General features: G+C 42.3%; 25 protein-coding genes and 1 other annotated feature. All 25 genes read left to right on the forward strand.

Translation table 11 applies throughout. From position 1 onward, the window contains the following. Nucleotides 1–39 precede the first annotated feature (39 nt). The 25 genes from bshC to ileS all read left to right on the forward strand — a co-directional run bounded on the left by bshC (nt 40) and on the right by ileS (nt 26403). Nucleotides 40–1656 (forward strand): bacillithiol biosynthesis cysteine-adding enzyme BshC, encoded by a 1617-nt coding sequence (gene bshC, locus MKZ26_RS20685; RefSeq protein WP_340767403.1) that lies wholly within the window; start codon nt 40–42, stop codon nt 1654–1656. 192 nt (nt 1657–1848) lie between these two features. Further along, entirely contained in the window at nt 1849–2280 is a 432-nt protein-coding gene (gene mraZ, locus MKZ26_RS20690) for a division/cell wall cluster transcriptional repressor MraZ (RefSeq protein ID WP_067211481.1), read from the forward strand. Nucleotides 2281–2312: 32 nt separating this feature from the next. Further along, on the forward strand, nt 2313–3245 hold the full coding sequence (gene rsmH / locus MKZ26_RS20695) for a 16S rRNA (cytosine(1402)-N(4))-methyltransferase RsmH (RefSeq protein ID WP_067211480.1): 933 nt from the start codon (nt 2313–2315) through the stop codon (nt 3243–3245). Nucleotides 3246–3261: 16 nt separating this feature from the next. Further along, nucleotides 3262–3633, forward strand: a complete 372-nt coding sequence (gene ftsL / locus MKZ26_RS20700) for a cell division protein FtsL (protein ID WP_067211479.1) — start codon at nt 3262–3264, stop codon at nt 3631–3633. Next, the gene (locus tag MKZ26_RS20705; protein ID WP_340767404.1) at nt 3630–5831 is read left to right on the forward strand and encodes a penicillin-binding protein; all 2202 of its coding nucleotides are present in this window, start codon (nt 3630–3632) and stop codon (nt 5829–5831) included. Before ftsL ends, MKZ26_RS20705 begins: the two co-directional genes overlap by 4 nt. Nucleotides 5832–5963: 132 nt before the next feature. After that, a complete protein-coding gene (locus MKZ26_RS20710; protein WP_082786648.1) occupies nt 5964–7802 on the forward strand; it encodes a penicillin-binding transpeptidase domain-containing protein in 1839 nt (612 codons plus the stop codon). Nucleotides 7803–7872: 70 nt separating this feature from the next. Further along, nucleotides 7873–8844, forward strand: a complete 972-nt coding sequence (mraY, locus tag MKZ26_RS20715) for a phospho-N-acetylmuramoyl-pentapeptide-transferase (RefSeq protein ID WP_067211472.1) — start codon at nt 7873–7875, stop codon at nt 8842–8844. Further along, entirely contained in the window at nt 8845–10194 is a 1350-nt protein-coding gene (gene murD / locus MKZ26_RS20720) for a UDP-N-acetylmuramoyl-L-alanine--D-glutamate ligase (RefSeq protein ID WP_445683441.1), read from the forward strand. It abuts the gene before it with no gap. 199 nt (nt 10195–10393) lie between these two features. Then, nucleotides 10394–11485 (forward strand): putative lipid II flippase FtsW, encoded by a 1092-nt coding sequence (ftsW, locus tag MKZ26_RS20725; RefSeq protein ID WP_067211470.1) that lies wholly within the window; start codon nt 10394–10396, stop codon nt 11483–11485. 15 nt (nt 11486–11500) lie between these two features. After that, nucleotides 11501–12292 carry a cell division protein FtsQ/DivIB gene (locus tag MKZ26_RS20730; RefSeq protein WP_340767405.1) on the forward strand — a complete coding sequence of 264 codons (792 nt, stop codon included), beginning with the start codon at nt 11501–11503 and terminating at the stop codon, nt 12290–12292. After that, nucleotides 12276–12995, forward strand: coding sequence for a DUF881 domain-containing protein (locus tag MKZ26_RS20735; RefSeq protein ID WP_340767703.1), 720 nt, complete (start codon nt 12276–12278; stop codon nt 12993–12995). Before MKZ26_RS20730 ends, MKZ26_RS20735 begins: the two co-directional genes overlap by 17 nt. 24 nt (nt 12996–13019) lie before the next feature. Continuing rightward, the gene (locus MKZ26_RS20740; RefSeq protein ID WP_067211465.1) at nt 13020–13739 is read left to right on the forward strand and encodes a DUF881 domain-containing protein; all 720 of its coding nucleotides are present in this window, start codon (nt 13020–13022) and stop codon (nt 13737–13739) included. 3 nt (nt 13740–13742) lie between these two features. Next, on the forward strand, nt 13743–14111 hold the full coding sequence (locus tag MKZ26_RS20745; RefSeq protein WP_067211463.1) for a small basic family protein: 369 nt from the start codon (nt 13743–13745) through the stop codon (nt 14109–14111). Nucleotides 14112–14208: 97 nt separating this feature from the next. Then, on the forward strand, nt 14209–15492 hold the full coding sequence (gene ftsA, locus MKZ26_RS20750; RefSeq protein WP_067211461.1) for a cell division protein FtsA: 1284 nt from the start codon (nt 14209–14211) through the stop codon (nt 15490–15492). Nucleotides 15493–15533: 41 nt separating this feature from the next. After that, a complete protein-coding gene (ftsZ, locus tag MKZ26_RS20755; RefSeq protein WP_067211458.1) occupies nt 15534–16712 on the forward strand; it encodes a cell division protein FtsZ in 1179 nt (392 codons plus the stop codon). 832 nt (nt 16713–17544) lie between these two features. After that, nucleotides 17545–18399 carry a sigma-E processing peptidase SpoIIGA gene (locus MKZ26_RS20760; RefSeq protein ID WP_340767406.1) on the forward strand — a complete coding sequence of 285 codons (855 nt, stop codon included), beginning with the start codon at nt 17545–17547 and terminating at the stop codon, nt 18397–18399. Continuing rightward, complete coding sequence (gene sigE / locus MKZ26_RS20765) at nt 18389–19099, forward strand: RNA polymerase sporulation sigma factor SigE (protein ID WP_082786644.1); 711 nt, start codon at nt 18389–18391, stop codon at nt 19097–19099. The genes MKZ26_RS20760 and sigE overlap by 11 nt, the downstream gene beginning before the upstream one ends. A gap of 94 nt (nt 19100–19193) precedes the next feature. Beyond that, complete coding sequence (gene sigG / locus MKZ26_RS20770) at nt 19194–19973, forward strand: RNA polymerase sporulation sigma factor SigG (protein WP_067211453.1); 780 nt, start codon at nt 19194–19196, stop codon at nt 19971–19973. Between the two features lie 82 nt (nt 19974–20055). Next, on the forward strand, nt 20056–20301 hold the full coding sequence (locus MKZ26_RS20775) for a PRC-barrel domain-containing protein (protein ID WP_067211451.1): 246 nt from the start codon (nt 20056–20058) through the stop codon (nt 20299–20301). Nucleotides 20302–20370: 69 nt separating this feature from the next. Next, the gene (locus MKZ26_RS20780) at nt 20371–21063 is read left to right on the forward strand and encodes a YggS family pyridoxal phosphate-dependent enzyme (protein WP_340767407.1); all 693 of its coding nucleotides are present in this window, start codon (nt 20371–20373) and stop codon (nt 21061–21063) included. Further along, nucleotides 21060–21509: a cell division protein SepF gene (locus MKZ26_RS20785; protein WP_067211448.1), complete on the forward strand. Its 450-nt coding sequence runs from the start codon at nt 21060–21062 to the stop codon at nt 21507–21509. The genes MKZ26_RS20780 and MKZ26_RS20785 overlap by 4 nt, the downstream gene beginning before the upstream one ends. A gap of 25 nt (nt 21510–21534) precedes the next feature. Beyond that, nucleotides 21535–21810: a YggT family protein gene (locus tag MKZ26_RS20790; RefSeq protein WP_340767408.1), complete on the forward strand. Its 276-nt coding sequence runs from the start codon at nt 21535–21537 to the stop codon at nt 21808–21810. Nucleotides 21811–21864: 54 nt separating this feature from the next. Further along, nucleotides 21865–22641: a YlmH family RNA-binding protein gene (locus MKZ26_RS20795; RefSeq protein ID WP_340767409.1), complete on the forward strand. Its 777-nt coding sequence runs from the start codon at nt 21865–21867 to the stop codon at nt 22639–22641. 90 nt (nt 22642–22731) lie between these two features. Then, complete coding sequence (locus MKZ26_RS20800) at nt 22732–23241, forward strand: DivIVA domain-containing protein (RefSeq protein WP_067211441.1); 510 nt, start codon at nt 22732–22734, stop codon at nt 23239–23241. A 52-nt stretch (nt 23242–23293) separates the two neighbouring features. Continuing rightward, nucleotides 23294–23511, forward strand: a binding site (T-box leader). Nucleotides 23512–23640: 129 nt separating this feature from the next. Then, nucleotides 23641–26403 carry an isoleucine--tRNA ligase gene (gene ileS / locus MKZ26_RS20805; RefSeq protein ID WP_340767410.1) on the forward strand — a complete coding sequence of 921 codons (2763 nt, stop codon included), beginning with the start codon at nt 23641–23643 and terminating at the stop codon, nt 26401–26403. Nucleotides 26404–26481 lie beyond the last annotated feature (78 nt).

The following is a 26481-nucleotide window of genomic DNA, read 5'->3' on the forward strand; positions in this document are numbered from 1 at the left end:
TACTCTGTTCATACCGATAGTTACAAAGGGGCATGAATAATGGAATTAGAATCATTAGCATTACAAGAAAAAAATAAAGTGATGCAATCGTATAACAACGATAAAGAATTTCTACATACTTTTTTTGATTATGAAAATGAAGAAAGCTCTTATCCCGCTAGGCTAAAGGAACTCGCAGGTCGTACGTATGAAAGGCGTCAGCTTGCAGAAACAATCCGTTCATTCATGGAACCCTTTGGAATATCAGCGAATGCTAATACGCATATTGAAGAACTTGCGGAAAATGCAGTTGCCGTAGTTGGAGGACAGCAAGCGGGTATTTTAACGGGACCCTTATACTCTGTTCACAAAGCAATATCAGTTATCTTACTTGCGAAAAGGCAAAGGGAGAAACTTGGTGTGCCTGTTGTTCCAGTGTTTTGGGTCGCAGGTGAGGATCATGACTTGAATGAAATTAATCACGTCTATACGGAAATGGAAGGCTGCGCAACGAAACATCAATACCGTGGGAACTTCATACTGAAGCTGATGGCATCCGATGCGCAGTATGACAAACAGGTGATGGAATCGTTAGTGAAAGACATTTTTGGCAAGTTTGGTGAAACGGCATATACAAAAGATTTGTTGGATGAAGTCCTTGGTGCGGTGGAGCAGGAAAAATCGTTTACACAGTTTTTCGTTAGGCTCATGAACGGTCTTTTCAAAGAAGAAGGACTATTGTTCATAGATTCAGCATCCAAACAGTTACGGGAGCTAGAAAAGTCCTATTTTGTTCATCTAATTGAAGAATCTGAGCAGCTTGCTGAAGTCATTTCGAACAAAGAAGAACTGTTTGCAGAAAAAGGTTTTGGTTCTCCGATGGGTGCTGAATTGGATGCGGCGAATCTCTTCTACATTCATGACACGGGTCGAGTTCTTCTTTCAAGAAAAGATGGTTTTTTCGTCAATGAAAGCTCAGGCCTCCGGTTTTCGAAAGCCGAGATGCTTAGAATCGCTCAAGAAGAACCTTGGCTATTGAGTAATAATGTCGCGACAAGACCGCTGATGCAAGACATGGTCTTCCCGGTACTTGCATTCGTTGGAGGGCCTGGAGAAATTGCTTATTGGGCAGTCTTGAAAGAGGCGTTCCATCATCTAGATATGAAAATGCCGATTATTGTACCGAGAATGTCCATGACATTGGTAACACCACAAGTGAAGCATACATTAGACGAAAAAAACTTCACGTTTGATGATGTCATGTCGGGAGCGGTATCTACTGCGCGGGAGCAATTCACTAGTGGGTTACAGGATGAACGTTTCAATTCGGTTGTGGATGAAACGGAGAAGATATTGGGTCAGCAGTATGAAAAAATTGCTGAATTTGCTGTGCAACAAGGACCTATGATGCAAGAATTGCTCGAAAAAAATCTTCGTTTCCACACAAAACAGTTGGATTACCTTAAAGGGAAAGCAGAAGAAGCAGTTTTGTTGAAGCATGACGCCGAACTTCGCACATTTGGCATACTGGAAGGGGAATTGTCTCCAGAAGGTGTGTTGCAAGAACGACTTTACACTCCGTATACCTATTTGAATAGTTATGGACCAACCCTTATCCGGGATATTTTAGGATTACCATTTGAAATGGACGGGACCCACAAAATCATCTATTTATAAGTGGTGAACTAGAAAGACACTCTTGCAAGCACTGTTTGTGCTGCGAGGGTGTCTTTCTTTATATTCAGAAAAATCTCACTGAAACAAGTACTATTGACACATTTTCACGTTAAAAGAGCATAAATATTAGGAAACAGGTGGAGGAATGTGGGGGGATGTGGTACATTAACTTCATATAGTGGGGTGAAGAGTATGTTCATGGGCGAATATCAGCATACTGTCGATATGAAAGGTCGCTTGATTGTTCCTTCGAAATTTCGGGAACATTTAGGTGAGGGCTTTGTATTGACTCGCGGCCTGGACAATTGTCTCTTCGGTTACCCGATGGATGAATGGAAGCGTCTCGAGGAAAAGCTTAAGGCTTTACCCGTGACGAAAAAAGATGCTCGTGCATTTGCAAGATTTTTCTTTTCTGGGGCAACGGAGGTTGAACTGGACAAGCAAGGTCGCATCAATATTCCGGCATCATTACTCCAATATGCAAAGGTTGAAAAAGATTGTGTCGTAATTGGAGTTTCAGGCCGTATTGAAATCTGGTCTAAAGCATTGTGGGATGCCTATTATGATGAATCTGAACAATCGTTCAATGAAATTGCAGAAAACATTATTGACTTTGATTTTTAAACAAAATGAATTTTTGAAAGTGGGCGGTTCCGATTTTTAACCATACAACAGTTTTACTTTATGAAGCCGTCGAAGGCCTAAATATAAAAAATGATGGCATCTATGTCGATTGCACTTTAGGTGGAGCCGGTCACAGTATAGAAATAGCTAAGAAATTATCGCCAGAAGGCAGACTTATCTGCTTCGATCAAGATATAACGGCGATTGAAGTTGCAAAAGAGAGATTGAAGGATTATCTCCCTCAAGTAACGTTTGTCCATTCGAATTTCAGAAACTTGAAATCTGAATTGGAGAAAATAGGGATTTCTGCAGTAGATGGTATTCTTTATGACTTAGGTGTTTCATCACCACAGCTTGATACAGCTGAACGAGGATTTAGCTATAATTTGGATGCGCCACTTGACATGCGCATGGATACGGATGCGCTATTAACCGCACATGATGTTGTGAATGACTGGCCGTATGAAGATTTGGTACGCATCTTTTTCCGTTATGGCGAAGAAAAGTTCTCGAAAAGAGTTGCGCGTAAAGTTGAAGAAGCAAGACAGCAATCTCCAATCGAAACCACTGCTGAACTTGCTGAACTGATCAAGCTAAGCATCCCAGCGGCAACAAGACGGACGGGCGGGCATCCCGCGAAAAGAGTATTCCAAGCAATTCGAATCGCTGTGAACGATGAACTTGGTGCAGCTGAGGACTCTTTAACGGATGCGATTACATTGCTTAATCCTGGAGGACGTATTAGCGTCATTACATTCCATTCATTAGAGGACAGGCTATGTAAAACGATATTTAAAGAAGCATCCTCTTTACCGGATCTTCCACCGAACTTGCCAGTAATACCGGAAGGCATGGAGCCTATATTGAAGCTAGTGACTCGAAAACCAATTGTTCCCGGTGAAAAAGAGATAGAAGAGAATAAGCGGGCAAGATCCGCTAAACTCAGAATCGTTGAAAAGAAGTGAAAGGGGAAATGTGTGAATGGCATTAGAACAAAGAAAATTCCAGACGTCAGCTATACGTGAACTTGAAACACCAGTAGTTCCAAGAAAACAGCCTCAAATACGACCTTCTCGAAAAGTCTTTTCTGCCGGGGAGAAATTCCTGTTCGTGCTGTTTGCAACAATCCTTGTCCTATTCTCAACAATGATTTTACATACACAAGCACAGATTAATGATACAAACAGGGAAGTGCAGTTGCTTGGAAAGGATGTTTCAGAAACAACAAAACAAAATATGGAATTGTCCATCCAAGTGAAAGAAAAGTCTACATATGATCGGATATGGAAGAAAGCGAAGGAACTTGGCCTGAATCCAAACGAGAACAACGTAAAGGTTGTGCCTGGACAATGAAAAAAAAGTTTCGATTCCAATGGGGAGCCTTTCTGATGTTTTTGGTATACGGAGGGCTCTTTTTCCTTTTGTTTGGAAGAATATTATTCATTCAAGCAACAGGACAAGCGGAAGGAAAAGTGATGGCGACGCTTGCAGAGTCGAAATACGCAAGAGAATCGGTATTGAAAGCGGATCGGGGGACGATTGTCGATCGTAACGGAGAGCTAATCGCCTCCGATACGTTGAGTTACCGGCTCATTGCCGTATTGAGTAAAGATGCAAGCAAAGGCTCGAAAAAACCGTTGCATATCACTGATATTGAAAAAACTGCAGAAGTACTTGCTAACTATTTACCACTTGAAAAAGATGTGATTGTATCTCGGCTGACAAATGCGAAAGCAGGTACATATCAAGTGGAATTCGGGAAGGCAGGTCGTGATATTAATCACGAAACGGTTATGGCGATTAAAAAGCAGAAACTACCTGGACTCCTGTTCATTGAAGACCAAACAAGATATTATCCGAATGGCGTTTTTGCATCGTATTTAATTGGCTTTGCGATGAAAGAAGAAGATAGTGAAAGAAATGTAACTACTGTTGGGAAAATGGGTTTGGAGAAAACCTATAATAAAGAGTTAAATGGCACTGACGGCAAAGTAGATTTCAAATCAGATGGCTTCGGTTTCATGTTACCGAAAGCAGAAGAAGCAATTGTCGCTGCAAAAGACGGTTATGAAATTCAGTTGACTCTCGACAAGACTATTCAAAACTTCATGGAAGATGCAATGAATCGTGTTGAAAGCGAATATTCACCCAAAAAAATACTCGCTGTAGTAGCGGATCCAAAAACGGGCAAAATATTAGCAATGAGTCAGCGTCCTGCATTTCACCCATCTACCCGTGAAGGGCTTACGGAGAACTGGTTGAATCAGGCTGTAGAAACGACAATCGAACCGGGCTCTACGACTAAAATGTTTACAGTTGCTGCGGCGATTGAAGAAAAAAAGTGGGTTCCAACCGACTTCTTTAAATCGGGACAGTATACACTTTATGATCGAACAATACGCGACCATAATATTACAGGCTGGGGCTATATTTCATTCCTTGAAGGTTTCCAAAGGTCTTCGAACGTCTCGATGGCTTATTTACTGGAACGGATGGGTGATAAAACATATATTGAGTATTTACGGAAGTTTGGATTTGGAGAAAAGACTGGAATTGATTTACCGAATGAAGCACCAGGAAGAATTTTAGATACGTATCCAATCGAACGATTGACAACTGCTTTTGGCCAGGGATCAACGGTCACGTTAATGCAAATGATGCAAGCAGCAACAGCAATCGCTAATGATGGTGTCATGATGAAACCTTATGTGATCGATAAAATTACCGATCCGAATACGGGGAAAGTCATAAAAGATCAGAAGCCGGAGGAACAAGGAAATCCAGTTTCAGCCAAAACAGCAAAAGAAGTAAGGGAATTACTTGCTTCGACAGTTACCTCTAAGTATGGAACCGGTAAAAAATTTGCTCTTAATGGCTATACAGTAGGCGGTAAAACAGGTACTGCCGAAATTCCGAATCCATCGGGTAATGGCTATTTAGCTGGACACGGAAATTATTTGTACTCATTTCTCGGTATGGCACCTGCAGAAGATCCACAGTTACTAACATATGTAATTGTTCAGCAGCCGAAACTGAAAGCAGGAGAAATCGGTTCTGATCCGGTTTCGAAACTGTTCACCTCTATTATGGATAACAGTTTGCGCTATATGAATATTGTACCGAGTGGAGAAGACATAGTTGAGCCGACTGTCATTCGTGACTACACAGGGAAAGATTCGGCCGATGCAATTGTAAAATTGCAAGAAGACGGCTTTGTCCCTGAAATCATTGGTGAGGGCGGGAAAATCGATATACAATATCCATATGCCGGTACGAAACTCGTAGAAGGCTCGGTCGTCCTATTGCATACAAAAGGTGTAACCGCATTGCCTGATTTTACTGGATGGTCGAAAAAAATGGTGCTTTCGTATAAAATGTTATCTGGGCTTGATTTACGGCTTAACGGAGATGGCTATGTAACTGAGCAAAGCCTGTCAAAAGGGTCTGTAATCGGGCTAGAAGATCCAGTTGTCATTAAGTTGCAGTCGCCATCAGAAATCTATAAACCCGTAGAGGAAGACATCGGAGAAGAGGACGTTGTAGGTGGCTAACGAATAGCCGTCCATGTCACATCATACGTTGATAGAAAAACGAGAGGTGTGTAACCGCTGCGGACGTTTATACAATTGCAATCTAAAAAAAGGTTGAGAGCAGTATTTGTCATATTTCTAATCTGTCTAGGGATGGTCGTTGCAAAGTTATTCCATGTACAAATCATTGACCATGAATTGCTGAAAGGTCGCGCGGAAGCGAACTGGGATCGTGAAATCCCATTCGGTGGAGTCCGCGGGGACATTGTTGATCGAAATGGGGATTTGATTGTCGGGAATAGATTGGCGCCGACACTTTATTTCATGCCATCTCAAAATCGAGAAGTGAAAAGTGCAGCGACTGCGCTTGCAAGTATTCTAAATGTAGATGCAGCCAAACTAGAAGAGAAAATGGCAAAAAGAGAAGTTATGGTTAAAATAGCGCCTGAAGGAAAAAACATTACAAAAGAGCAGGCGGATGAAATAGCCCTCCTGCAAATAGATGGATTATATACAGGCGTTGATTTCGCAAGGCATTATCCGAACGGAGAGCTACTATCAAGATTGGTAGGTTTTACGGGTTATGATGGTAATGGATTGGCAGGCATTGAATACGCATACGATGAAATTCTAAAAGGAACGGGCGATAGGATTCGTTTATATACGGATGCTAAAGGAATTCCGCTTCCGCATGTGGACGACGGTTTTAAAACCGGGGACAAAGGTGCGTCTGTTGAGTTGACAATCGATTTACGTATGCAGGAGATTGTTGAGCGTGAAATGTTGCAGGCGATGGAAAAGTATGATGCCACTCAAGCACTGGCGATTGTCATGAATCCTAAAACAGGCGAATTGCTGTCGATTGCCTCCGCACCGACTTTTCACCCTGCGGAATATCAAAACGTAGACCCAAGCATTTACAATCGTAACTTACCTGTTTGGATGACTTTCGAGCCGGGTTCGACATTCAAAATTCTAACGCTTGCCGCGGGACTTGAAGAAAAGGTCATTGATCTTCATAAAGAGCATTTTTATGATCCAGGTTATGTAATGATTGGAAAAGCTAGATTACGTTGTTGGAAAAGAGAAGGACATAAGGATCAGACTTTTCTCGAAGTCGTTGAAAATTCATGCAACCCGGGATTTGTTGAAATCGGGCAGCGATTAGGGCCGAAAAAGTTAAGCAAATATATCAAGGACTTCGGTTTTGGAGAATCAACAGGATCAGGAATTGCAGGCGAATCAAAAGGGATTCTTTTTTCTGAAAAAAACTTTGGACCTGTCGAACAAGCGACAACTGCATTTGGTCAAGGGATTTCAGTGACACCGATTCAGCAAGTTCAAGCAGTTGCAGCAGCGATAAATGGCGGTTATCTTTATCGTCCGTATATCGTGAAGGAAATTACAGATGATAAGGGAAAGACACTTCAATCATTTGGTCCGGAAATGCAGCGACAGGTAATCAGTGAGGAAACATCTAAGCAAGTAAGGGAAGCGCTAGAATCGGTTGTTGCAAATGGTTCGGGCCGTAATGCGTTTACAGATGGACTGCGTGTTGGCGGAAAGACTGGTACCGCACAAAAGGTTGTCGATGGTGTTTATAAAGACGGTGATTATATCGTTTCGTTTATCGGGTTTGCACCAGCAGATGATCCCGAGTTACTCGTCTATATTGCAATTGATAGTCCGAAAAACTCCATTCAGTTCGGAGGCGTCATAGCAGCGCCTATAGTAGGTCGAATCATTGAAGAAATTGCCCCGCTAGCTGGCATTACGAGTAGGGAAGGGCAAATTGAAAAAGAATATAGATGGGGCGATTCATTAACACATCGGGTCCCGGATCTGACAGGAATGACAAAAGGGAAAATCACTAGCCAATTGTATACGTATCGTATCGAATGGCACGGTTCCGGGGAACAAGTGAAATACCAGTTACCAGTAGCTGAAACATTAATCACGGTTGATGATGTTATTCACGTTTACACTGAATAACCATTTAAATGCAAAGTCTGGTGCAGCGCAAATAAGTTGCTGCATCAGAAGTTAGAAGGAGAAAAATATTATGACACTTGTCACTACATTGACGGCCATTGTGGTCGCGTTTATCATTTCAACATTATTGGGATTTGTTATTATTCCAGCCCTTAGGAGATTGAAGTTTGGGCAGAGTATCCGTGAGGAAGGTCCCAAAGCCCATCAGAAAAAGGCAGGTACACCTACGATGGGCGGGCTTATTTTCATCGGTTCAATTATCATTTCGACGCTTGCCCTTTCGTACATATATGACGTGCTGACGACACAGACGATTGTCTTGTTACTCGTTCTTGTAGGTTTTGGCATCATCGGTTTTCTAGATGATTTTATAATCGTCGTCTTGAAAAGGAATCTTGGGCTGACATCTATTCAAAAGCTGATTGGCCAAATTATCGTTGCGGTTGCTGCATTCTTCCTTTTGAAGTTAGGACCGTTCGATACTGCGGTACAAATTCCTTTCACAGAATTTGAAATTGAGCTTGGTGTATTCTATGTTGCATTCCTCGTTTTTTGGCTTGTCGGATTTTCCAATGCAGTAAATCTATCTGATGGATTGGATGGACTTGTTGCGGGGACATCATCTATCGCTTTTGCCGCATTTGGAGTTCATGCTCTTATATACGGACAACATGATATTGCGGTCTTTGCCTTTGTAGTTACAGGAGCAATGCTTGGTTTTTTAGTTTTCAATGTCAAGCCTGCAAAAGTTTTCATGGGGGATACAGGATCCTTAGCACTAGGTGGGGCACTCGCGATGATTTCGGTTTTGATTAAACAAGAATTCCTACTTGTCATCATTGGAATTGTTTATGTCATTGAAACGCTTTCTGTTATTATCCAAGTCATTAGTTTCAAAACGACGGGTAAACGGGTATTTAAAATGAGTCCGATTCACCATCATTTTGAATTATCGGGTTGGTCCGAGTGGAAAATTGTTATTGTTTTTTGGGGAGTCGCGTTTTTGGCGGCAATAGTCCCTGTCTTGTTGGAGGTGTTGTAAGTGAAAAATGCCAATCAGTTTAACGGAATGAAAATACTTGTTCTGGGTCTGGCGAAGAGTGGCTGTGCTGCATCATCGCTATTACATGCATCTGGTGCTCATGTAACGGTTAATGATGCATCACCAGAAGCAGGTAATGAAGAAGCGGCAGAGCTTCGCTCGAAAGGTATCCGTGTTATATGTGGTGGTCATCCTGCTGATATTCTTGACGCTGGATATGACATCGTTGTGAAAAATCCAGGCATCCCCTATAGTAATTCAGTTATTGTAGAAGCAATCGGCAAAGGGATTCCGGTGTGGACAGAAATTGAACTTGCTTCTAGGATAAGTGAAGCGCCAATTGTAGGGATTACAGGATCGAACGGTAAAACAACAACAACAACGTTGCTGTACCATATGCTTAATATTGGCAGTAAGCACCCACTAATCGCGGGAAATATTGGGACGGTCTCATGTACTGTTGCCGAAAAAGCTACGCAAGACAACATCATCGTCCTTGAGGCCTCGTCCTTTCAACTAATGGGGATCGATACGTTCCAACCTAAAATAGCCATTTGGACGAATTTGTATGATGCACATCTCGATTATCATGGAACTTCTGAAGCGTACGCGGTGGCGAAATATGGCATCACAAAAAATCAAACAGCAGAAGATTACTTTATATATAACGATGATCAGCCGAAACTTCGAAAGTATGCGGCTCGTTCATCTGCTGTGAAAGTTCCTTTTTCTTTGACTGGAATGAAAGAAAACGGTATATCGGCTGATGATGAGCAAATATACTGGAATGGGAAACCTTATGTATTGCGATCCGTCATAAAGTTGCCGGGACAACATAATCTTGAAAACATTCTTGCTGCAACTGCGGCAGCAATTCTTTTAGGTTGTGACAAAAAAGCAATTGAGAGCGTGTTAAGTTCCTTTACTGGTGTTCGGCACCGGATGCAATTCGTTAAGGAATTACAAGGCCGGAAGTTTTACAATGACTCAAAAGCAACGAATACGCTAGCTACGAAAAGTGCATTAGCTGCGTTTGATGTACCGACTATTCTACTTGCTGGTGGATTGGATCGAGGCCAGTCATTTGAAGAGTTGCGCCCCTACATGAGTGATGTAAAAGCAGTCGTCGCTGTGGGAGAAACAGCCGGGAAGTTTGCGGAATTTGCAGCGTCATGCGGTATCGAAATCATTATGATGGCAGAAGATGTACAGGACGCTGTGCGAAAAGCTTATCCGCTTACTGTAGCGGGAGATATTATCCTGCTTTCACCCGCCTGTGCCAGTTGGGATCAGTACCCAAGTTTCGAAGCCAGGGGCGATCAGTTTATAGAAGCGGTTATGGAACTATAAGTCTCACCGGTGTTCGTTAAATACGGTATATAAACTAGCGTAGGCGCCTTACAGGGGGAGTCGAAGCAATAAGACTGACAGTGATTTTCGGTCCGGCTTATTGTGGGAGGCATCCCCTAGCGCCAAGCATTGTTGGTAGGATTCTTGATTTCAACATATAAATATAGTCATTTAGTTGATTCAGCAAATTTGCGGAAGGATGCGTTCACTGGAAGCTAAGTTGAAAACGTCATTTATCGTTTCTGCCGTAGCGCTATCATTCATCGGATTGGCTTTTGTCCATTCCGCCGGTTCGTATTGGGGGGCTGTCCATTATGCCGACTCCTCTCCGTTCATCGTGAAACAAGCAATTTATATGGCGGTATCAATCGGAATTGCACTTGTAATTATGAAAAGCCCTCTGACATCGAGTCCGAAAACATGGACATTTGTATATTGGATGACAATCTTGTTACTCGTTGCTGTCCTTATTCCGGGGGTTGGCGCAATGCGGAACGGATCACAAAGCTGGATTGCACTTGGCCCGTTCAGTATTCAACCAGCCGAGTTCGTCAAAGTTGCACTTATTGGGAAACTGGCGTGCAGCTTGGACAAAATTCAAGGTAAAGGTATTTTTCAGTTTAGCCACTTTGGACTGATTCTGCTACCTGCTGCTCTTATCATGTTGCAACCCGATCTTGGTTCCGCTGTTATTATGATTGTCTCTGCGTTCGTTATTCTATTCATTGCAGGATACCCACTAAAATTTTTCGCATTTCTTGGTTTTGCTGGAATAGGTGCTTTTGTTGCACTAATTGCCGCGGCGCCTTACAGATTGGATCGCATCAAGTCGTATATCGATCCATGGAGTGATCCTCTGGGTAAGGGCTTCCAAGGAATTCAGTCGTTGTTTGCGATTGCGCCCGGAGGATTGGTGGGTCATGGTTACGGCAATAGCCGTCAGAAGTATCTCTATTTGCCCGAACCACAAAATGACTTTATTTTTTCGATTATCGCGGAAGAATCAGGATTCATTGGGGCGACGTTGGTATTGTTGCTGTTTACCGTTTTATTGGCATCAACTTTTGGAATTGCAATCAGAACGAAAGGACGATATGCATTTCTGATGGTTGCAGGCATGGGTTCAATGATCATTTTTCAAACGTTTTTGAATGTCGGTGTGGTATCAGGGCTTTTGCCTGTAACGGGTGTCACATTGCCTTTTATAAGCTATGGCGGCTCATCTTTGATGACGACGTGGATAGCGGCAGGGACCATCATGCATTTTACAGTGGGCAAAAAAACGAGTTGATAGAGGAGGGGCAAAATGGACAAAGTCATTGACATCGAAGAGCGAATTCCATCCTTGCGGGAAAAGCGTCGCAGAAAAACGAATAAAAAATTCCTGTTCATGTTGACTGTGTTTGTTGTTGCACTCCTAGCTATCCTTTATTTTCAATCACCCCTTAGTAAGCTAGAGACGATTAAGGTTAGCGGTGCCGTTCTACATGAGCAGGCATTTTATGAAGAAAAAAGTGGTTTAACAATAGACAACTCTCTTTGGAGCTTCAGTACCGGTGACATCGAAGAATCTATGGAGAAAATTGAAGGCGTACAAAAGGTATCGGTGTCACGGGAATGGTTTAGGAATATTGAAATCGTAATTACCGAATGGAAGACGATTGCCTATCTTGAAGACGGGGGACAATATAGTTTACTGTTAGAAAGTGGGGAAACGTTCCCAACCGGGATGTTATTGCCAGAGGCTGAATCGCCTGTCTTAAATAATTTCAAAAATCCTGATACACTGAAGCGGATAACAGCACAGTTGCTGAAACTGGACGACACTGTCTATCACCTGATTTCAGAAATTATTGTTTCAGGGGATGAAAAGGATTCGGATAGTATTACGGTCTATATGGACGATGGATTCGAGGTCCGCGCATTCATCTCAACGTTTGCTGAAAAAATGTCCTATTATCCAGATGTAACAGCCCAATTGAACAGTTATGAAAAAGGTGTAATAGATATGGAAGTTGGGACGTTTTTCACTCCTTTTAGTAAGGTATACGGGTTAGTAGAGGAGGAGGAAGAGCCGATTGATGAAGAAGGTGAATGATGCATACAAAAAGAGGGGAAGAAGTATTCTTTTTTCAGTTGTCTTTCTTGTGCTGGGTTTCATCCTCGCGTTTTCATATCGAACCCTCGGCATAAACCAGGAGAACGATAGTACTCAATCGCCTGCATTTAACAAGGAAGAGGATTACCGAGAAGGACTAATCAGTCAGCAGGAACGAAATAAGGAACTGACCGATGAAATCGCCGCCAAGCAGGAAGAGATACGTGAGTATGAACGTTCTTTCTCCATGGGGGAGAAGGATCATGCCAGTCTCGTTGATGAGGCGAAAAATCTTCGCTTGCTGCTTGGTGCAATCCCTGCTATCGGACAAGGTCTCAAAGTTACTTTGAAAGATGCCGATTATGATCCTGTTGAACAGAACCCGAACGATTATATTGTTCATGAAAGTCATATACTTCGGGTCGTCAATGAATTAAGGATTTCAGGAGCGCAAGGATTAGCGATAAATGGACAACGAATTACATCAAACTCTTATATAAAATGCACAGGACCAGTCATTACGGTTGATGGAAGAACTTATCCGGCGCCATTTGTTATAGAGGCGATTGGTGATATGAACGTTCTTTCTTCAGCCTTACATTTAAAAGGTGGTGTGATTGACAGCCTAATCAGGGATAATATCGTGGTCACTACAGAACAATCAAAGGATATTAGGCTGTCGGCTTTGCGCAATGAGAGTTGAGTAATGGTGTAGGGGGTTGGACGGGTGAGAAAAACAATACATTGGAGATTCACGCTGATCTTGCTCCTTGTCGGGTTTATGACTGCCATCCAATTCAATTCGATGAAAAACCCAGAAGAACGAGATACGAGGGACATTTGGGCAATCCGTCAAGACTTGGCAAGTGAAAAGCAGTTCCACTCTGAATTGCTTTCTGAAATTCGGGAGTTGGACAAGACAATACTCACATACAAATCGTTAAATATAGAAAACACTGGAAGGGCGCTAACCCAAACAGTGGACAAGCTCTATCGGCAAGCGGGTGTTACTGATGTTGAAGGACCGGGCATTATTATCAAAGTTCGGCCAGCTGCTGAAAGTGTGGCCTTCGGTGTACCAATCACCGGAATATCACCAGATCTACTCACTCGTTTTGTCAATGAGTTGAATCGTTTTAAAGGCCTCATTTTTGAAATTGATGGCAAACGATATACGATACTGAGCTCCATCAGAGATATTAATGGAATGACCACTGTGAATGGGTTGAATGTTTCAACACCGCCCTTTTCCATGAAAATCATTTCTCCGACCTTTGCAGACAGTGAAAAAGTATACAATTATTTAGTAGCCTCGGCGATTCACGATGACTTTTATCTGGATGATTTAATCCTTGAAGTTGGAAAACCAGAAATGGCGGTGGAAATCCGCGGTTATCCAGAAAGGCTGGAAAATCAGTTTTTAGAGGAATTGCCGAAAGGGGAATGACTTATGTGGTTACCATTACTTGGTCTTGTACTCGGAATTTCGATGGGTCTATTATCAGACATTCAAATTCCACAGGTATATGAAAATTACTTATCAATTGCTGTACTGGCTGCCCTTGATACGCTATTCGGGGGCATCAGGGCTCATTTACAGCAAGTATACGATGATAAGGTGTTTGTATCTGGATTCTTCTTTAACATAGTACTGGCGGCCGCACTGGCATTTTTAGGAGTGCATCTAGGAGTCGATTTATATCTTGCGGCAATTTTTGCATTCGGTGTAAGGTTATTCCAAAATATCGCCGTTATTAGAAGAATTTTGCTTGTTAAATGGGCAGAGCGAGGGAAAGTTACCAACACAAATGCACATTAATGAAGGGGTTTGAATAAGAGATGTCGAAAATATTTAGACAATGCACTCCCAATGCAATAGAATGGGAGTTAAGAGTTGATTTGGGAGGTGCCAGTAATTGAGCCAATCAGAATTATATGTATCACTTGATATAGGTTCTTCGTCAGTTAAGGTGTTAGTAGGTGAAGTGGATGGCGGATCCTTGCACGTTATCGGAGTTGGCAATGTTCAATCTGCGGGTATTCGGAAAGGGACAATCATCGATATTGATGCAACTGTCCAATCTATCCGAAAAGCGGTTGACCAGGCTGAGAGAATGATAGGGATGCAAATCCGTGAAGTCATTCTAGGCATTCCTGCAAATGGCGTTTCGTTACAGGACGTCAAAGGAGTTGTTGCAGTTAACTCGGAAAATCGTGAAATTACTGATGACGACCTCGATCGGGTTATGAAATCAGCGCAGGTCATGTCAGTTCCACCTGATCGGGAAATCGTTAACATCATTCCGAAACAATTTATTGTTGACGATTATGATGAAATAACGGATCCACGGGGAATGATCGGTGTCCGGCTTGAAATGGACGGAACGCTTATTACTACATCAAAAACACTTATTCATAATATACTACGCTGCGTGGAACGAGCAGGTCTTGTAATCCAAGAAATCTACTTGCAACCGCTTGCTGCCGGTACGTTTGCTCTGACGAATGATGAAAAGAATCACGGCAGTGCATTTATTGATATCGGTGGTGGTTCTACCACAGTCTCCATTTTTGGCGAAAACCGATTCATGGCGACAGCAGTCATACCAGTTGGCGGGGATCATATTACAAAAGATCTTTCAATTATTTTGAAAACGCCAACTGAACAGGCAAGAAAAATTAAGCATCAGTATGGACATGCTTTCTCAGATGATGCATCGGATGATGAATTGTTTGAAGTACCTGTCATTGGTGCTGATTCAAAAGATCAGTACAGCCAAAGATACATATCGGAAATTATCGGTGTTCGGCTTGAAGAACTTTTTGATCTTGTTCTGGAAGAGCTGTACCGCATGGGCGTACATGATTTACCAGGTGGAGTCGTATTGACCGGTGGTATAACGAAGATGGATGGTATCCTACAATTAGCAAGACATGTGTTGAAAACAAGGGTCCGTATTCATACACCAGAGTATATCGGGGTAAGAGAACCGATGTATGCAACTGCGGTAGGACTTATACGCTATGCACATATGCAAGATTCTTATTTTGGTCATGTCCCTGAGTCAGCGACAGTTTCGGCTTCTGATAATCATACGCCGGCTCCGGTCAACAAGAAAAAGTCAGTAGACCGGAACAAAGAAAAGAAACCTGGTATTTTAGATAAAGCAAAGAAAGTCTTTGACAATTTCTTCGAATGATTCAATGAACAACTGTATGAAATGGACTAGGAGGAGAGACGATGCTAGAATTCGATACGAATGTTGACGCGTTAGCAGTCATCAAAGTAATTGGTGTAGGCGGTGGCGGTAATAATGCTGTAAATAGAATGATTGAACATGGTGTGCAAGGTGTGGAATTTATCGCAGTTAATACAGATGCTCAGGCACTAAACCTTTCGACTGCTGAAGTGAAATTACAAATAGGTGGCAAATTGACACGCGGACTTGGGGCAGGTGCGAATCCGGAAGTTGGTAAAAAAGCTGCCGAAGAAAGCAGAGAACAAATCGAAGAAGCATTGCGCGGATCTGATATGGTGTTCGTTACTGCAGGTATGGGCGGTGGAACAGGTACTGGGGCTGCTCCAGTCATCGCACAAATTGCGAAAGATTTGGGTGCACTGACTGTTGGTGTTGTTACTAGGCCGTTCACTTTTGAAGGACGAAAACGCCAGACACAGGCAATCGGCGGTATAACATCTATGAAAGAATCTGTGGATACACTAATCGTCATACCAAATGATAAATTACTTGAAATTGTAGATAAAAATACGCCAATGCTCGAAGCTTTCCGTGAAGCCGATAATGTACTACGTCAAGGGGTTCAAGGTATTTCCGACTTGATCGCTGTACCTGGACTTATCAACTTAGACTTTGCAGACGTTAAGACAATCATGTCCAATAAAGGCTCTGCTCTTATGGGAATCGGGATGTCTACGGGAGAAAATCGTGCGGCTGAAGCGGCGAAAAAAGCCATTTCAAGCCCACTACTCGAAACGTCAATCGACGGCGCAAAAGGTGTACTTATGAATATCACAGGCGGTTCAAACTTGAGCCTATTCGAAGTACAGGAAGCTGCAGATATCGTTGCTTCAGCTTCAGATGAAGATGTGAATATGATTTTCGGTTCTGTCATCAATGACAACTTGAAGGATGAAATTATCGTAACAGTCATTGCAACAGGCTTCAGCGAAGAGCAGCTTACCGTATCTCGTCCTGCAAGAAGCCCGGGCTTCGGTGCAAGTCGTACACAACCGCCAACGCGTGAGCAGCAACCGCCAACTCAACAGCCACCAACACGTGAGCGTAGCAGAGAGGAAGCGCCACAGTTCCAACAACCGGAACCAACACGCCAACCTCAAGGTAATCAACAAGATGACACGCTCGATATTCCGACGTTTTTACGCAATCGTCGTCGTTAATAATGATGTAAGACCAAAAGCTTTCCAGAAAGTGCAACCGCGCTTTCTGGAAAGCTTTTTTTACGTTTGGTTAGCTATGAAGTGGATTAGGTGATGTTTGATTATTGTTGGCATGCTGCCCGATCATATTACGTGCTAAGTGATCAAAAAGCATGACTGCCCGATCATGTAACGAGACGAGCAATCAAAAAGCGTGGCCGACCGATCATATAACAGGTCAAGCAATCAAAAAGCATGTCTAACCGATCATATAACGGGCCAACCAATCAAAAATCATGTTGACCGATCATATAACGGACCAAGCGATCATAAAACATGTCTGCCCGATCATATAACGTGCCGAGCGAACAAAAAGCATGACTGCCCGATCATATAACAGGTCAAGCAAACAAAAAGGATGTCTAGCCGATCATATAACAGGTCAAGCAATCAAAAAGCATGTCTAGCCGATCATATAACAGGTCAAGCAATCAAAAAGCATGTCTAACCGATCATAAAACAGGCCAAGCAATCAAAAAGCATGTCCGCCCGATCATATAACGTGCCAATCAATCAAAAAACCTGCTGCCCGATCATATAACGGGCTAACCAATCAAAAAACCTGCTGCCCGATCATATATCGTGCCAACCAATCAAAAAGCATGTCTAACCAATCATATAACGGGCCAAGCAATCATATACCCCGATTAACCGATCATATCTCTTCATTCAACTAACTAAAACGCTCGATATCTAAAATCGAATCCTGTCGATTTCTTTTTTTTGTCTGCCCCTAGTTCCGACAAACATTTTACGCCATAGGTGCTATCGTTGTTGTCAGGGAGGGCGGCTTATGTATGGGGAACTAATTGTAGGAGTGAATATGCTATTCAATTATGCAATTCTTTCATTCGCCAACAAAGTAGGAAACGTACAAGCCGCCCGCGGACGATTATTGTTCGCCTCTTTTGCGGGTGCGATGCCTGTCGTTATTTTTCCATCATCGGTGAGTGTTTTGGTTTTATCTTTTATTTGCATGACTGTTTGCGCTTTTGGAAAGGCTTTTGAGCTGTGGAAAAAATCTGCGACAATAGTTTTGATAGGGGCGGTATTTGCTGGTGGTTTACTAACGGCTTTTCAATATCGCATCCATATGTCCAGTTCAGCGTTTACAGTTCTTGCCTATGCAGTTGTCGCATACATTTCTCTTTATTTCATGAGGAAAAAATGGCTTGATGTCAGAACTGCACGCCATGTTTCCGAGCTTCGTGCTTTTTCAGTTCTCTCTATTTGGGATGCTGAAGTAGAGGTTGATGTATTCGTCGATTCGGGTAACGGTTGCACGGAGCCATTGTCTGGTTCACCAGTCCATTTTGTTTCGTTAAAGGTGCTGGAAAAGCATATACCGGAAGATTTGATGAAGCCTTTGCTTGCTTGGAATCCTCAAGGAACACCTTCAATGTCGGGGTTTCCTGAGGTCTATCACAAACAAATAAGGCTGATTCGGTTAGTAACGGTGCAAGGACAGTCTTGGGCAGTTGGTTTTCGATTCAAGCAATGGGTTTTAGGAGAAGGGAACGTGCTGCAACCTGGTTATATTGTAGTGACAAAGAATGATCGTCGTTATCCGGACGGTGCGGGAGCAATCTTGCATGTATCCGCAATGGAGTCATTAAACGGGGAGAGGGGAACTGCTTATGCTGTATAAATTTAGAAAATGGATGTCGATAATCACTAGCTTTTTTAAAAGGAAAAGCGGCACATACTATATCGGAGGTCATGAGTCCCTTCCAAAGCCGTTGACCCGGGAAGAAGAAGCAATAACAATCCAAGCATTTATGGAAGGCGATATGAACGCGCGTGACAGACTAATTGAAAAAAACCTTCGTCTTGTTGTTTACATTGCACGTCGTTTTGATAACACAAATACACATATTGAAGATCTTATCAGTATAGGTGCAATCGGACTTATAAAGGCAATCGAAACTTTTAAGACCGACAAAAACATCAAGTTAGCCACATATGCATCCCGCTGTATTGAAAATGAGATTCTGATGCATCTTCGAAAAACAAACAAAACACGATCTGAGATTTCTTTTGATGAACCGTTAAATTCAGATGCGGATGGTAATGAATTACTATTATCGGATATTCTTGGCACAGATGAGCATATTATCATTGATGATGTCGAAAGAAAAATCGAGCGCCAGCATATGATTGAAGCCATTACAAGTCTCGATGAACGAGAGCGTTACATTATGGAATGCCGTTTCGGTTTGACGGGACAAGAGGAAATGACACAGAAAGAAGTAGCAGAACTGCTTGGGATTTCTCAATCCTATATTTCACGGCTCGAAAAAAAAATCATCTCGGAGCTGCGTGAAAGCTTGAATCATCCGATTGCATAATGGTTGAAATTGGCGATGCGAATTTCCGCATATTCTGGACGACTGCGGACAGACTATCTTGTACAGTCATCTACAGAATGCGGAGGAAAAGCGAATGGTGCGTACAAGAGTTGAAATTTGCGGAATCGATACGTCCGAATTGCCGTTACTCACAAACGACGTGATGAAAGCAACGTTTATCAGGTTACAGAGCGGAGATCATGCAGCAAGGGAAGAGCTCGTCATTGGCAATTTGCGTCTCGTCCTAAGTCTGGTCCAAAGATTCGCATACAGGGGGGAACAAGCGGATGATTTATTTCAAGTCGGATGTATCGGCTTGCTTAAATCAATTGACAACTTCGATTTGAAACATAATGTCAGATTTTCAACATACGCAGTCCCGATGATTATTGGAGAAATTAAAAGACATCTACGTGATCATCATTCAATACGAGTATCAAGATCACTTCGAGATACCGCTTATAAGGCAATAAGAGCGAAAGAGCAGTTCATTAATGATAATCAAAGAGAACCGCGAATATCGGATTTGTCTGAAGCAACAGGTATACCCGCCGATGATATTCTCTTTGCCCTTGATGCAATTCAAGATCCAATGTCCCTTCATGAGCCTATGAACGGTGACGGCGGTGATCCAGTATTTATGATGGATCAAATACAGGACAAAACGGTTTCAGAAGAACGGTGGCTGACGTATGTATCTGTTAAAGAAACTGTATCTAGTATGGATGAAAGGCAACAATCAATTCTTTCAAAACGTTTTTATTTGGGACAAACGCAGACCGAAATTGCTAAGGAACTAGGCATTTCACAAGCCCAGATTTCCCGATTGGAGAAGAGTGCAGTTCAAACCATTCGGGAAGGGATGGAACAATAATGATAAATGTAACGCAATGCGCTAACTGCATTGCGTTTTTTCTTGTGCCTATGTGCATATATTCATTGTAAGGAGGGATTTTATGAGGTTTTCAGAAATACAAAAAAAAGAAGTTATCGACGCTACTAAGGGAACGTTCCTTGGATTCGTCCAGGATGCAACAATTGACACTGTAACTGGAAAAGTTGAATCCTTGCACGTAGGTGGTGGAGAACGGAACAGTTTTTTTGATACAAAAGACAAGGATACGAAAAAGGTCAATCTTAAAGAGATTACAACAATCGGTAAAGATATTGTACTTGTGGGCAAAAAGAATGCAGAAAAATGATTCATTATTGATATGTTCAGCCTAGGTTGGTACAATGAAGTGAAAGATTGAGGAAAAGTAGTGATTATAATGGGGAATCTACAGCAACGAATACAAAAAATCGAACAAGATATACAAGCAACTTGTGACCGCGTAGGTCGAAACAGATCTGAAATTACGGTCGTTGCTGTTACGAAGGAAGTTTCGACAGCAAGAACATCTGCAGTGCTGGAAGAAAACATCCGACATCTTGGCGAAAATCGACCTGAAGGCCTACTTGGGAAACAGGAAACGATACAAAGTGGTGCCATCTGGCATTTCATCGGTAATGTTCAGAGCAGAAAAGTGAAAGAAATCATCAATCGAATTGACTATTTACATTCTGTTGATCGAATGAGTTTGGTTAAGGAAATTCATAAGCGTTCCAATCATGTTATTGATTGTTTCATTCAAGTGAATGTTTCTGGTGAATCAAGTAAATCAGGTGTAACACCAGCTGAACTTGATAGCTTTATTGAAGATGTGGCGGCTTATGATAAAATTCGAATTATAGGTTTAATGACAATGGCTCCTTTCACAAAGGATATGGATGAGATTCGTTCCGTATTCCGCTCGTTAAGGGAGCTTCGAGACGGCATCTCGGCAAAAAAATTGCCACATGCACCTTGTACTCAATTGTCCATGGGAATGTCAAATGATTTCATTATCGCTATTGAAGAAGGTGCAACTCATGTAAGAATCGGGACTGCACTTGTCGGAGCAGAAAGCGAGGGAGACGTATGAGCATTAAAAACAAGTTTGAGAAATGGTTTTACCTAGACGACGAAGAAAAAGAAGTACAAGAACAGCCACGCCGGGAAGAACAGCGTCCTGCGCAGGAGCAGCCACGCAGCAGAGCACCAATGAGGAAGCAAGTAGCAGGCGAACCACAACAGTCAGCAACGGTTGTCAGCTTGCAAAGTGTCCAAAAGTCTTCCAAAGTTATTCTTATTGAGCCCCGTGTCTATGCGGAGGCGCAAGACATTTCTGAACACTTGAAAAATAAGCGTGCAGTTGTTGTGAATTTACAGCGAATTGAGCGTGATCAAGGTATTCGAATTGTCGATTTCCTAAGCGGTACTGTTTATGCGCTTGGAGGAGACATCCAGCGAATAGGAACTGATATTTTCCTTTGCGTGCCGGAGAATGTGGAAGTTGCTGGTGCAATCTCCGATTATTTTGAACGATAGAAATTGAATGAGGTGTACCAACAGAATGGAAAATATTTTAGGGTTAATTTATCAAGGAATAACAGGAGCAATATCGATTTACTCAATACTTCTTATTATCTATATACTAATGTCATGGATACCTGCTTCTCGTGAGACTAAGTTTGGTATAATGCTTGGAAAGATTACCGAGCCTTATTTAGGGTTTTTTAGAAAATTCATCCCACCTCTTGGAATGATTGATATTTCACCAATCGTTGGTATATTTGCGTTGAGGTTTATCTCTGATGGCGTTGAAGCAATATTTAGGATGTTTTTATAAAATGATTACGTCGTCCTCACTTATGTGAGGATTTTTCTATAAGGAGCCGGAGAAATGGAAACTATACTACAGCATTTCAGAAAAGATGAACAGCCTTTCATCGAAATGGCGATTGGCTGGATACGTGAAGTGGAAGATACCTATTCACCAAAACTAACAGGATTCTTGGATCCTAGGCAGCAGCGCATTGTAGAATCTCTTGCGGGCAGTTCGATGCTATTGGTCGGATTGTACGGAGCTTTTCCGGAAGCGGAAAGACGAAGAGTTCTTATCTATCCAGATTATTATGTACCAGAACCAGTCGATTATCGAATAGCTATTTTTGATGTGAAGTATGCTTCTAAGTTTTTGAAACTTGATCACAAGGACATCCTGGGCTCGATGATGTCATTAGGCATTGACCGTTCGAAATTCGGGGACATCCGAGTGGTTGATGATCAAGTCCAGTTTGCAGTCGCAGATGAGTTAAAGGATTATATGACGGCTAATTTTTTATCGATTGGGAAAGCGAAAGTGACGGTTGAAGAAAGTAATCGTCCGGAAGACTGGATTGTCACGACAGATACATGGACAGAAGAAATGCATATCGTTAGTTCATTACGACTCGACGTAGTAACAGCGGCATTAGTAACTATTCCACGCCAAAAAGCGGCGACGCTTGTGCATGGGGAAAAAGTGAAAGTGAATTGGGCTGTTAGGGATCAGCCTGCATTCGAACTTCAAGAGTCAGATATGGTATCAATTAGAGGTTCTGGCCGTTTTAAAGTGATTGCAATTGAAGGAAGAACGCGTAAAGATAAGATTCGGCTAATTGTTGGGAAATTAGAATGACTTGTCAGATAATAGTTTGAAAAAGAACTGTTATCTGATGCCTTAACATGTATAATAGAGAATGAATAAGTTAAAGGGGAGATGCTTTAAATGGCTTTATCACCACTTGATATACATAATAAAGAATTTGCCAATAAGTTTCGTGGATATGATGAAGATGAAGTAAATGAGTTTTTGGAACAAATCATGAAAGATTTTGAAAATATACTTGAAGAAAACAAAACATTGAAAAGCAATTTGAAACAATCAGAAGAACAGGTCTCCCATTTTAACTCAATCGAGCAAACGCTACAAAAATCGATTCTTATCGCTCAGGAAGCTGCGGAAGACGTTCGTCGCAACTCTATGAAAGAATCGAAATTGATTGTCAAGGAAGCAGAAAAAAATGCGGATCGAATTGTCAATGAGGCACTTTCCCGCGCGCGTAGAATTTCTGTGGAAATTGAAGATCTTAAGAAACAGTCGAAGGTTTTCCGTACACGTTTCAAAATGCTCATTGAAGCGCAACTTGATCTGATTCAGTCAGATGATTGGGACGTTTTACTGGAGTATGAAATCGATGCGGAGCGTTTAGAAATGGCAGCCGACCTGGATTCATAAGGAAACTTGACTTTAGTCTTAATTCACACATATACTTATAGGCATATATTTAGAACAGGCGTTGAAAGAGAAAGTACCTTCCAAATCTGAGAATAGCGAGCCGGGGGCGGTGGAAGCCCGGTCAACGGATTGGAAATGAAAATCACTCTCGAGCCGGATTGCGGAATGATTTACGTGATCCCGGAAACACCCCGTTATGGTGTCTGAGTGGTAGCAAATTCGTTTGCTACAAGTAGGGTGGTAACGCGAGAATAATTCTTCGTCCCTTTTTAGGGGTGGGGATTTTTTTATTTTTGCCTGTGCCTTGTGTCTACAGGATGTAGGTATGGGGTCTTTGCCACAGGACGTGGCGAAGGCTGCGATCCTTTTGCGCTTTTCTATTTTAAAGGAGGAAAAAACATGGAATACAAAGATACATTACTTATGCCGAAAACAGAATTCCCGATGAGAGGTAACTTACCTAACAAAGAGCCATTACTGCAAGAAAAATGGGCAGAGATGGACATTTATAAAAAAGTACAGGAACGAACTGCGGGTCGCCCGTTCTTCGTATTACACGATGGTCCTCCATATGCGAATGGTGATCTTCATATGGGTCACGCCATGAACAAAGTATTGAAAGATATGATTGTCCGCCACAAATCAATGACAGGTTTCCACGCGCCATACGTTCCAGGCTGGGATACACATGGACTGCCGATTGAACAGGCATTAGTGAACAAAGGCGTAAAAAGAAAAGAACTGTCAGTAGCAGAATTCCGTAAAATGTGTGAGGAATATGCGCTTGGTCAGATTGACAATCAGCGTAGCCAGTTCAAACGGATTGGTGTTCGTGGCGATTGGGATAATCCATATATCACGCTAAAACCAGCTTTTGAGGCGCGTCAAATTCAAGTGTTTGGTGAAATGGCTAAAAAAGGATATATCTATAAAGGATTGAAACCAGTTTATTGGTCACCATCAAGTGAATCTGCACTTGCTGAGGCGGAAATCGAGTACCAGGATAAGAAATCACCATCTATCTATGTTAGTTTCCCTGTGAAAGATGGACTTGGCGTAATTGATGAAGATGTTAACTTCTTAATCTGGACGACAACTCCATGGACGATTCCTGCAAACCTTGGGATTTCTGTCCATCCGGAATTTGAATACGTTATTGTTAAAGCGGGAGAAGAGAAATTCCTTATCGCTAAAGATTTACTTACGTTTGTCGCAGAAGAACTTGGCTGGGAAGACCATGTTGTTGAGCGTGAACTGAAAGGTTCTGAACTCGACCGTGTTGTTGCGAAGCACCCATTATATGACCGCGATTCGCTTGTTATGCTCGGTGATCATGTTACAGCCGAAGCGGGTACTGGATGTGTCCATACAGCTCCAGGCCACGGGGAAGACGACTTCTACGTGTCTAAATCATATGGTATTGATGCCCTTTCTCCTATCGATGATCGCGGTGTTATGACTGATGAAGCGCCAGGCTTCGAAGGTCTGTTTTATGAAGATGCAAATAAAGCAGTTACAGAGGCACTCGACAAAGTGGGCGCGCTTAAGAAATTATCATTCATCACCCACTCGTATCCACACGATTGGCGCACGAAAAAACCGGTTATTTACCGCGCGACTGCACAATGGTTCGCTTCAATTGAATCGTTCCGTACCGAATTACTTGATGCTATCAAAAATACGAAATTCACACCTTCATGGGGCGAAACAAGATTGTATAACATGGTTCGAGACCGTGGTGACTGGTGTATTTCACGTCAGCGTGTATGGGGTGTTCCAATTCCAGTGTTTTACGCTGAAAACGGTGAACCAATTATTACAGATGAAACAATTGCCAACGTTTCGGAATTGTTCCGTGAAAACGGTTCGAACATCTGGTTCGAAAGAGAAGCAAAAGATTTACTGCCAGAAGGTTTCACACACGAAGGCAGTCCGAACGGAGAGTTTACAAAAGAGACGGACATCATGGACGTTTGGTTCGATTCAGGCTCAACACACCAAGGTGTGCTAGTAGAACGGGATGATCTCGTTTACCCGGCGGACCTGTATCTTGAAGGATCTGACCAATACCGTGGATGGTTTAACTCATCACTCACGACAAGTGTTGCCATCAATGGCCATGCACCATATAAAGGCTTGCTAAGCCATGGTTTCACTCTTGACGGAGAAGGACGTAAAATGAGTAAATCAATCGGGAACGTAATCATTCCCGCAAAAGTAATGAACCAGCTTGGTGCAGACATTCTTCGCCTGTGGGTATCATCTGTTGATTATACAGCGGATGTACGGGTTTCTGATTCTAACTTCAAGCAAGTTTCTGAAGTATATAGAAAAATTCGTAACACATTGCGTTTCCTACACGGCAATACATCAGATTTCAATCCGGCTACTGATGCTGTGGCATTTGAAAATCTTCGTACAGTAGACAAATTTGTCTATGTGAGACTACAGGATTTGATCAAAGAAGTGCGTGAAGCTTATGAAAACTACGAATTCGCTGGTGTTTATCATGCGGTGAATAACTTCTGTACAGGTGAATTGAGCTCGTTCTACCTAGATATCGCCAAAGACGTTGTTTACATCGAAGGTGCAGATCATCCACATCGTCGTGCGATGCAAACAGTGATGTATGAAACGCTGATTGCGCTGTTGAAATTGTTAACACCTATTGTGCCGCATACGACAGATGAAATGTGGGCATTTATCGAGCACAAGACCGAAGAAAGTATTCAGCTGACAGATATGCCAGAAGCACAAGATCTTGGACAAGAAGCACAGGCATTGCGTGAGCGTTTCGCAACATTGATGCTTGTTCGTGACGATGTTCTGAAGGCACTGGAAGAAGCGCGTAATAGTAAAATTATCGGGAAATCGCTTGAAGCGAAAGTAACGGTTGCTGTCCCTGAAAAACTGGCAGATGTATTCGCAGCGGATGATATTGACTTCGCACAATTCTTTATCGTATCGAAGTTTGCTGAAGGAGATATCGCTAACATGCCGGAAGGTACTTTGAAACTGGATGCTGTAAGTGTTCTTGTTGAAAATGCAGATGGCGAAAAATGTGAGCGTTGCTGGACGATTTCTGAAACAATCGGCTCAGACGAAACACACCCTACACTATGTACACGTTGTGCAGAAGTTGTAAAAGTGCATTATTCGTAAAATTATCAAACTGTAAGCCGCTGCTGCTGTCTTTTTATAAGACTGGTTGCAGCGGCTTTTTAAAAGGTAAGAAAGCAT

This window comes from Sporosarcina sp. FSL K6-6792 (genome assembly GCF_038004885.1).
GTDB classification, from domain to species: Bacteria; Bacillota; Bacilli; order Bacillales_A; family Planococcaceae; genus Sporosarcina; species Sporosarcina psychrophila.

Excerpts from the sequence above, each read along its gene's own strand:
- MKZ26_RS20800 (WP_067211441.1), top strand. The coding sequence starts at position 22,732 with ATGGCTTTATCACCACTTGATATACATAATAAAGAATTTGCCAATAAG.
- MKZ26_RS20785 (WP_067211448.1), top strand. The coding sequence starts at position 21,060 with ATGAGCATTAAAAACAAGTTTGAGAAATGGTTTTACCTAGACGACGAA.
- MKZ26_RS20705 (WP_340767404.1), top strand. The coding sequence starts at position 3,630 with ATGAAAAAAAAGTTTCGATTCCAATGGGGAGCCTTTCTGATGTTTTTG.
- ftsZ (WP_067211458.1), top strand. The coding sequence starts at position 15,534 with ATGCTAGAATTCGATACGAATGTTGACGCGTTAGCAGTCATCAAAGTA.
- bshC (WP_340767403.1), top strand. The coding sequence starts at position 40 with ATGGAATTAGAATCATTAGCATTACAAGAAAAAAATAAAGTGATGCAA.
- ftsW (WP_067211470.1), top strand. The coding sequence starts at position 10,394 with ATGCGTTCACTGGAAGCTAAGTTGAAAACGTCATTTATCGTTTCTGCC.
- ftsL (WP_067211479.1), top strand. The coding sequence starts at position 3,262 with ATGGCATTAGAACAAAGAAAATTCCAGACGTCAGCTATACGTGAACTT.
- MKZ26_RS20790 (WP_340767408.1), top strand. The coding sequence starts at position 21,535 with ATGGAAAATATTTTAGGGTTAATTTATCAAGGAATAACAGGAGCAATA.
- MKZ26_RS20775 (WP_067211451.1), top strand. The coding sequence starts at position 20,056 with ATGAGGTTTTCAGAAATACAAAAAAAAGAAGTTATCGACGCTACTAAG.
- mraZ (WP_067211481.1), top strand. The coding sequence starts at position 1,849 with ATGTTCATGGGCGAATATCAGCATACTGTCGATATGAAAGGTCGCTTG.
- MKZ26_RS20780 (WP_340767407.1), top strand. The coding sequence starts at position 20,371 with ATGGGGAATCTACAGCAACGAATACAAAAAATCGAACAAGATATACAA.
- MKZ26_RS20730 (WP_340767405.1), top strand. The coding sequence starts at position 11,501 with ATGGACAAAGTCATTGACATCGAAGAGCGAATTCCATCCTTGCGGGAA.
- sigG (WP_067211453.1), top strand. The coding sequence starts at position 19,194 with ATGGTGCGTACAAGAGTTGAAATTTGCGGAATCGATACGTCCGAATTG.
- ileS (WP_340767410.1), top strand. The coding sequence starts at position 23,641 with ATGGAATACAAAGATACATTACTTATGCCGAAAACAGAATTCCCGATG.
- MKZ26_RS20735 (WP_340767703.1), top strand. The coding sequence starts at position 12,276 with ATGAAGAAGGTGAATGATGCATACAAAAAGAGGGGAAGAAGTATTCTT.
- MKZ26_RS20795 (WP_340767409.1), top strand. The coding sequence starts at position 21,865 with ATGGAAACTATACTACAGCATTTCAGAAAAGATGAACAGCCTTTCATC.
- mraY (WP_067211472.1), top strand. The coding sequence starts at position 7,873 with ATGACACTTGTCACTACATTGACGGCCATTGTGGTCGCGTTTATCATT.
- MKZ26_RS20760 (WP_340767406.1), top strand. The coding sequence starts at position 17,545 with ATGTATGGGGAACTAATTGTAGGAGTGAATATGCTATTCAATTATGCA.
- sigE (WP_082786644.1), top strand. The coding sequence starts at position 18,389 with ATGCTGTATAAATTTAGAAAATGGATGTCGATAATCACTAGCTTTTTT.
- MKZ26_RS20745 (WP_067211463.1), top strand. The coding sequence starts at position 13,743 with ATGTGGTTACCATTACTTGGTCTTGTACTCGGAATTTCGATGGGTCTA.
- MKZ26_RS20710 (WP_082786648.1), top strand. The coding sequence starts at position 5,964 with ATGGTCGTTGCAAAGTTATTCCATGTACAAATCATTGACCATGAATTG.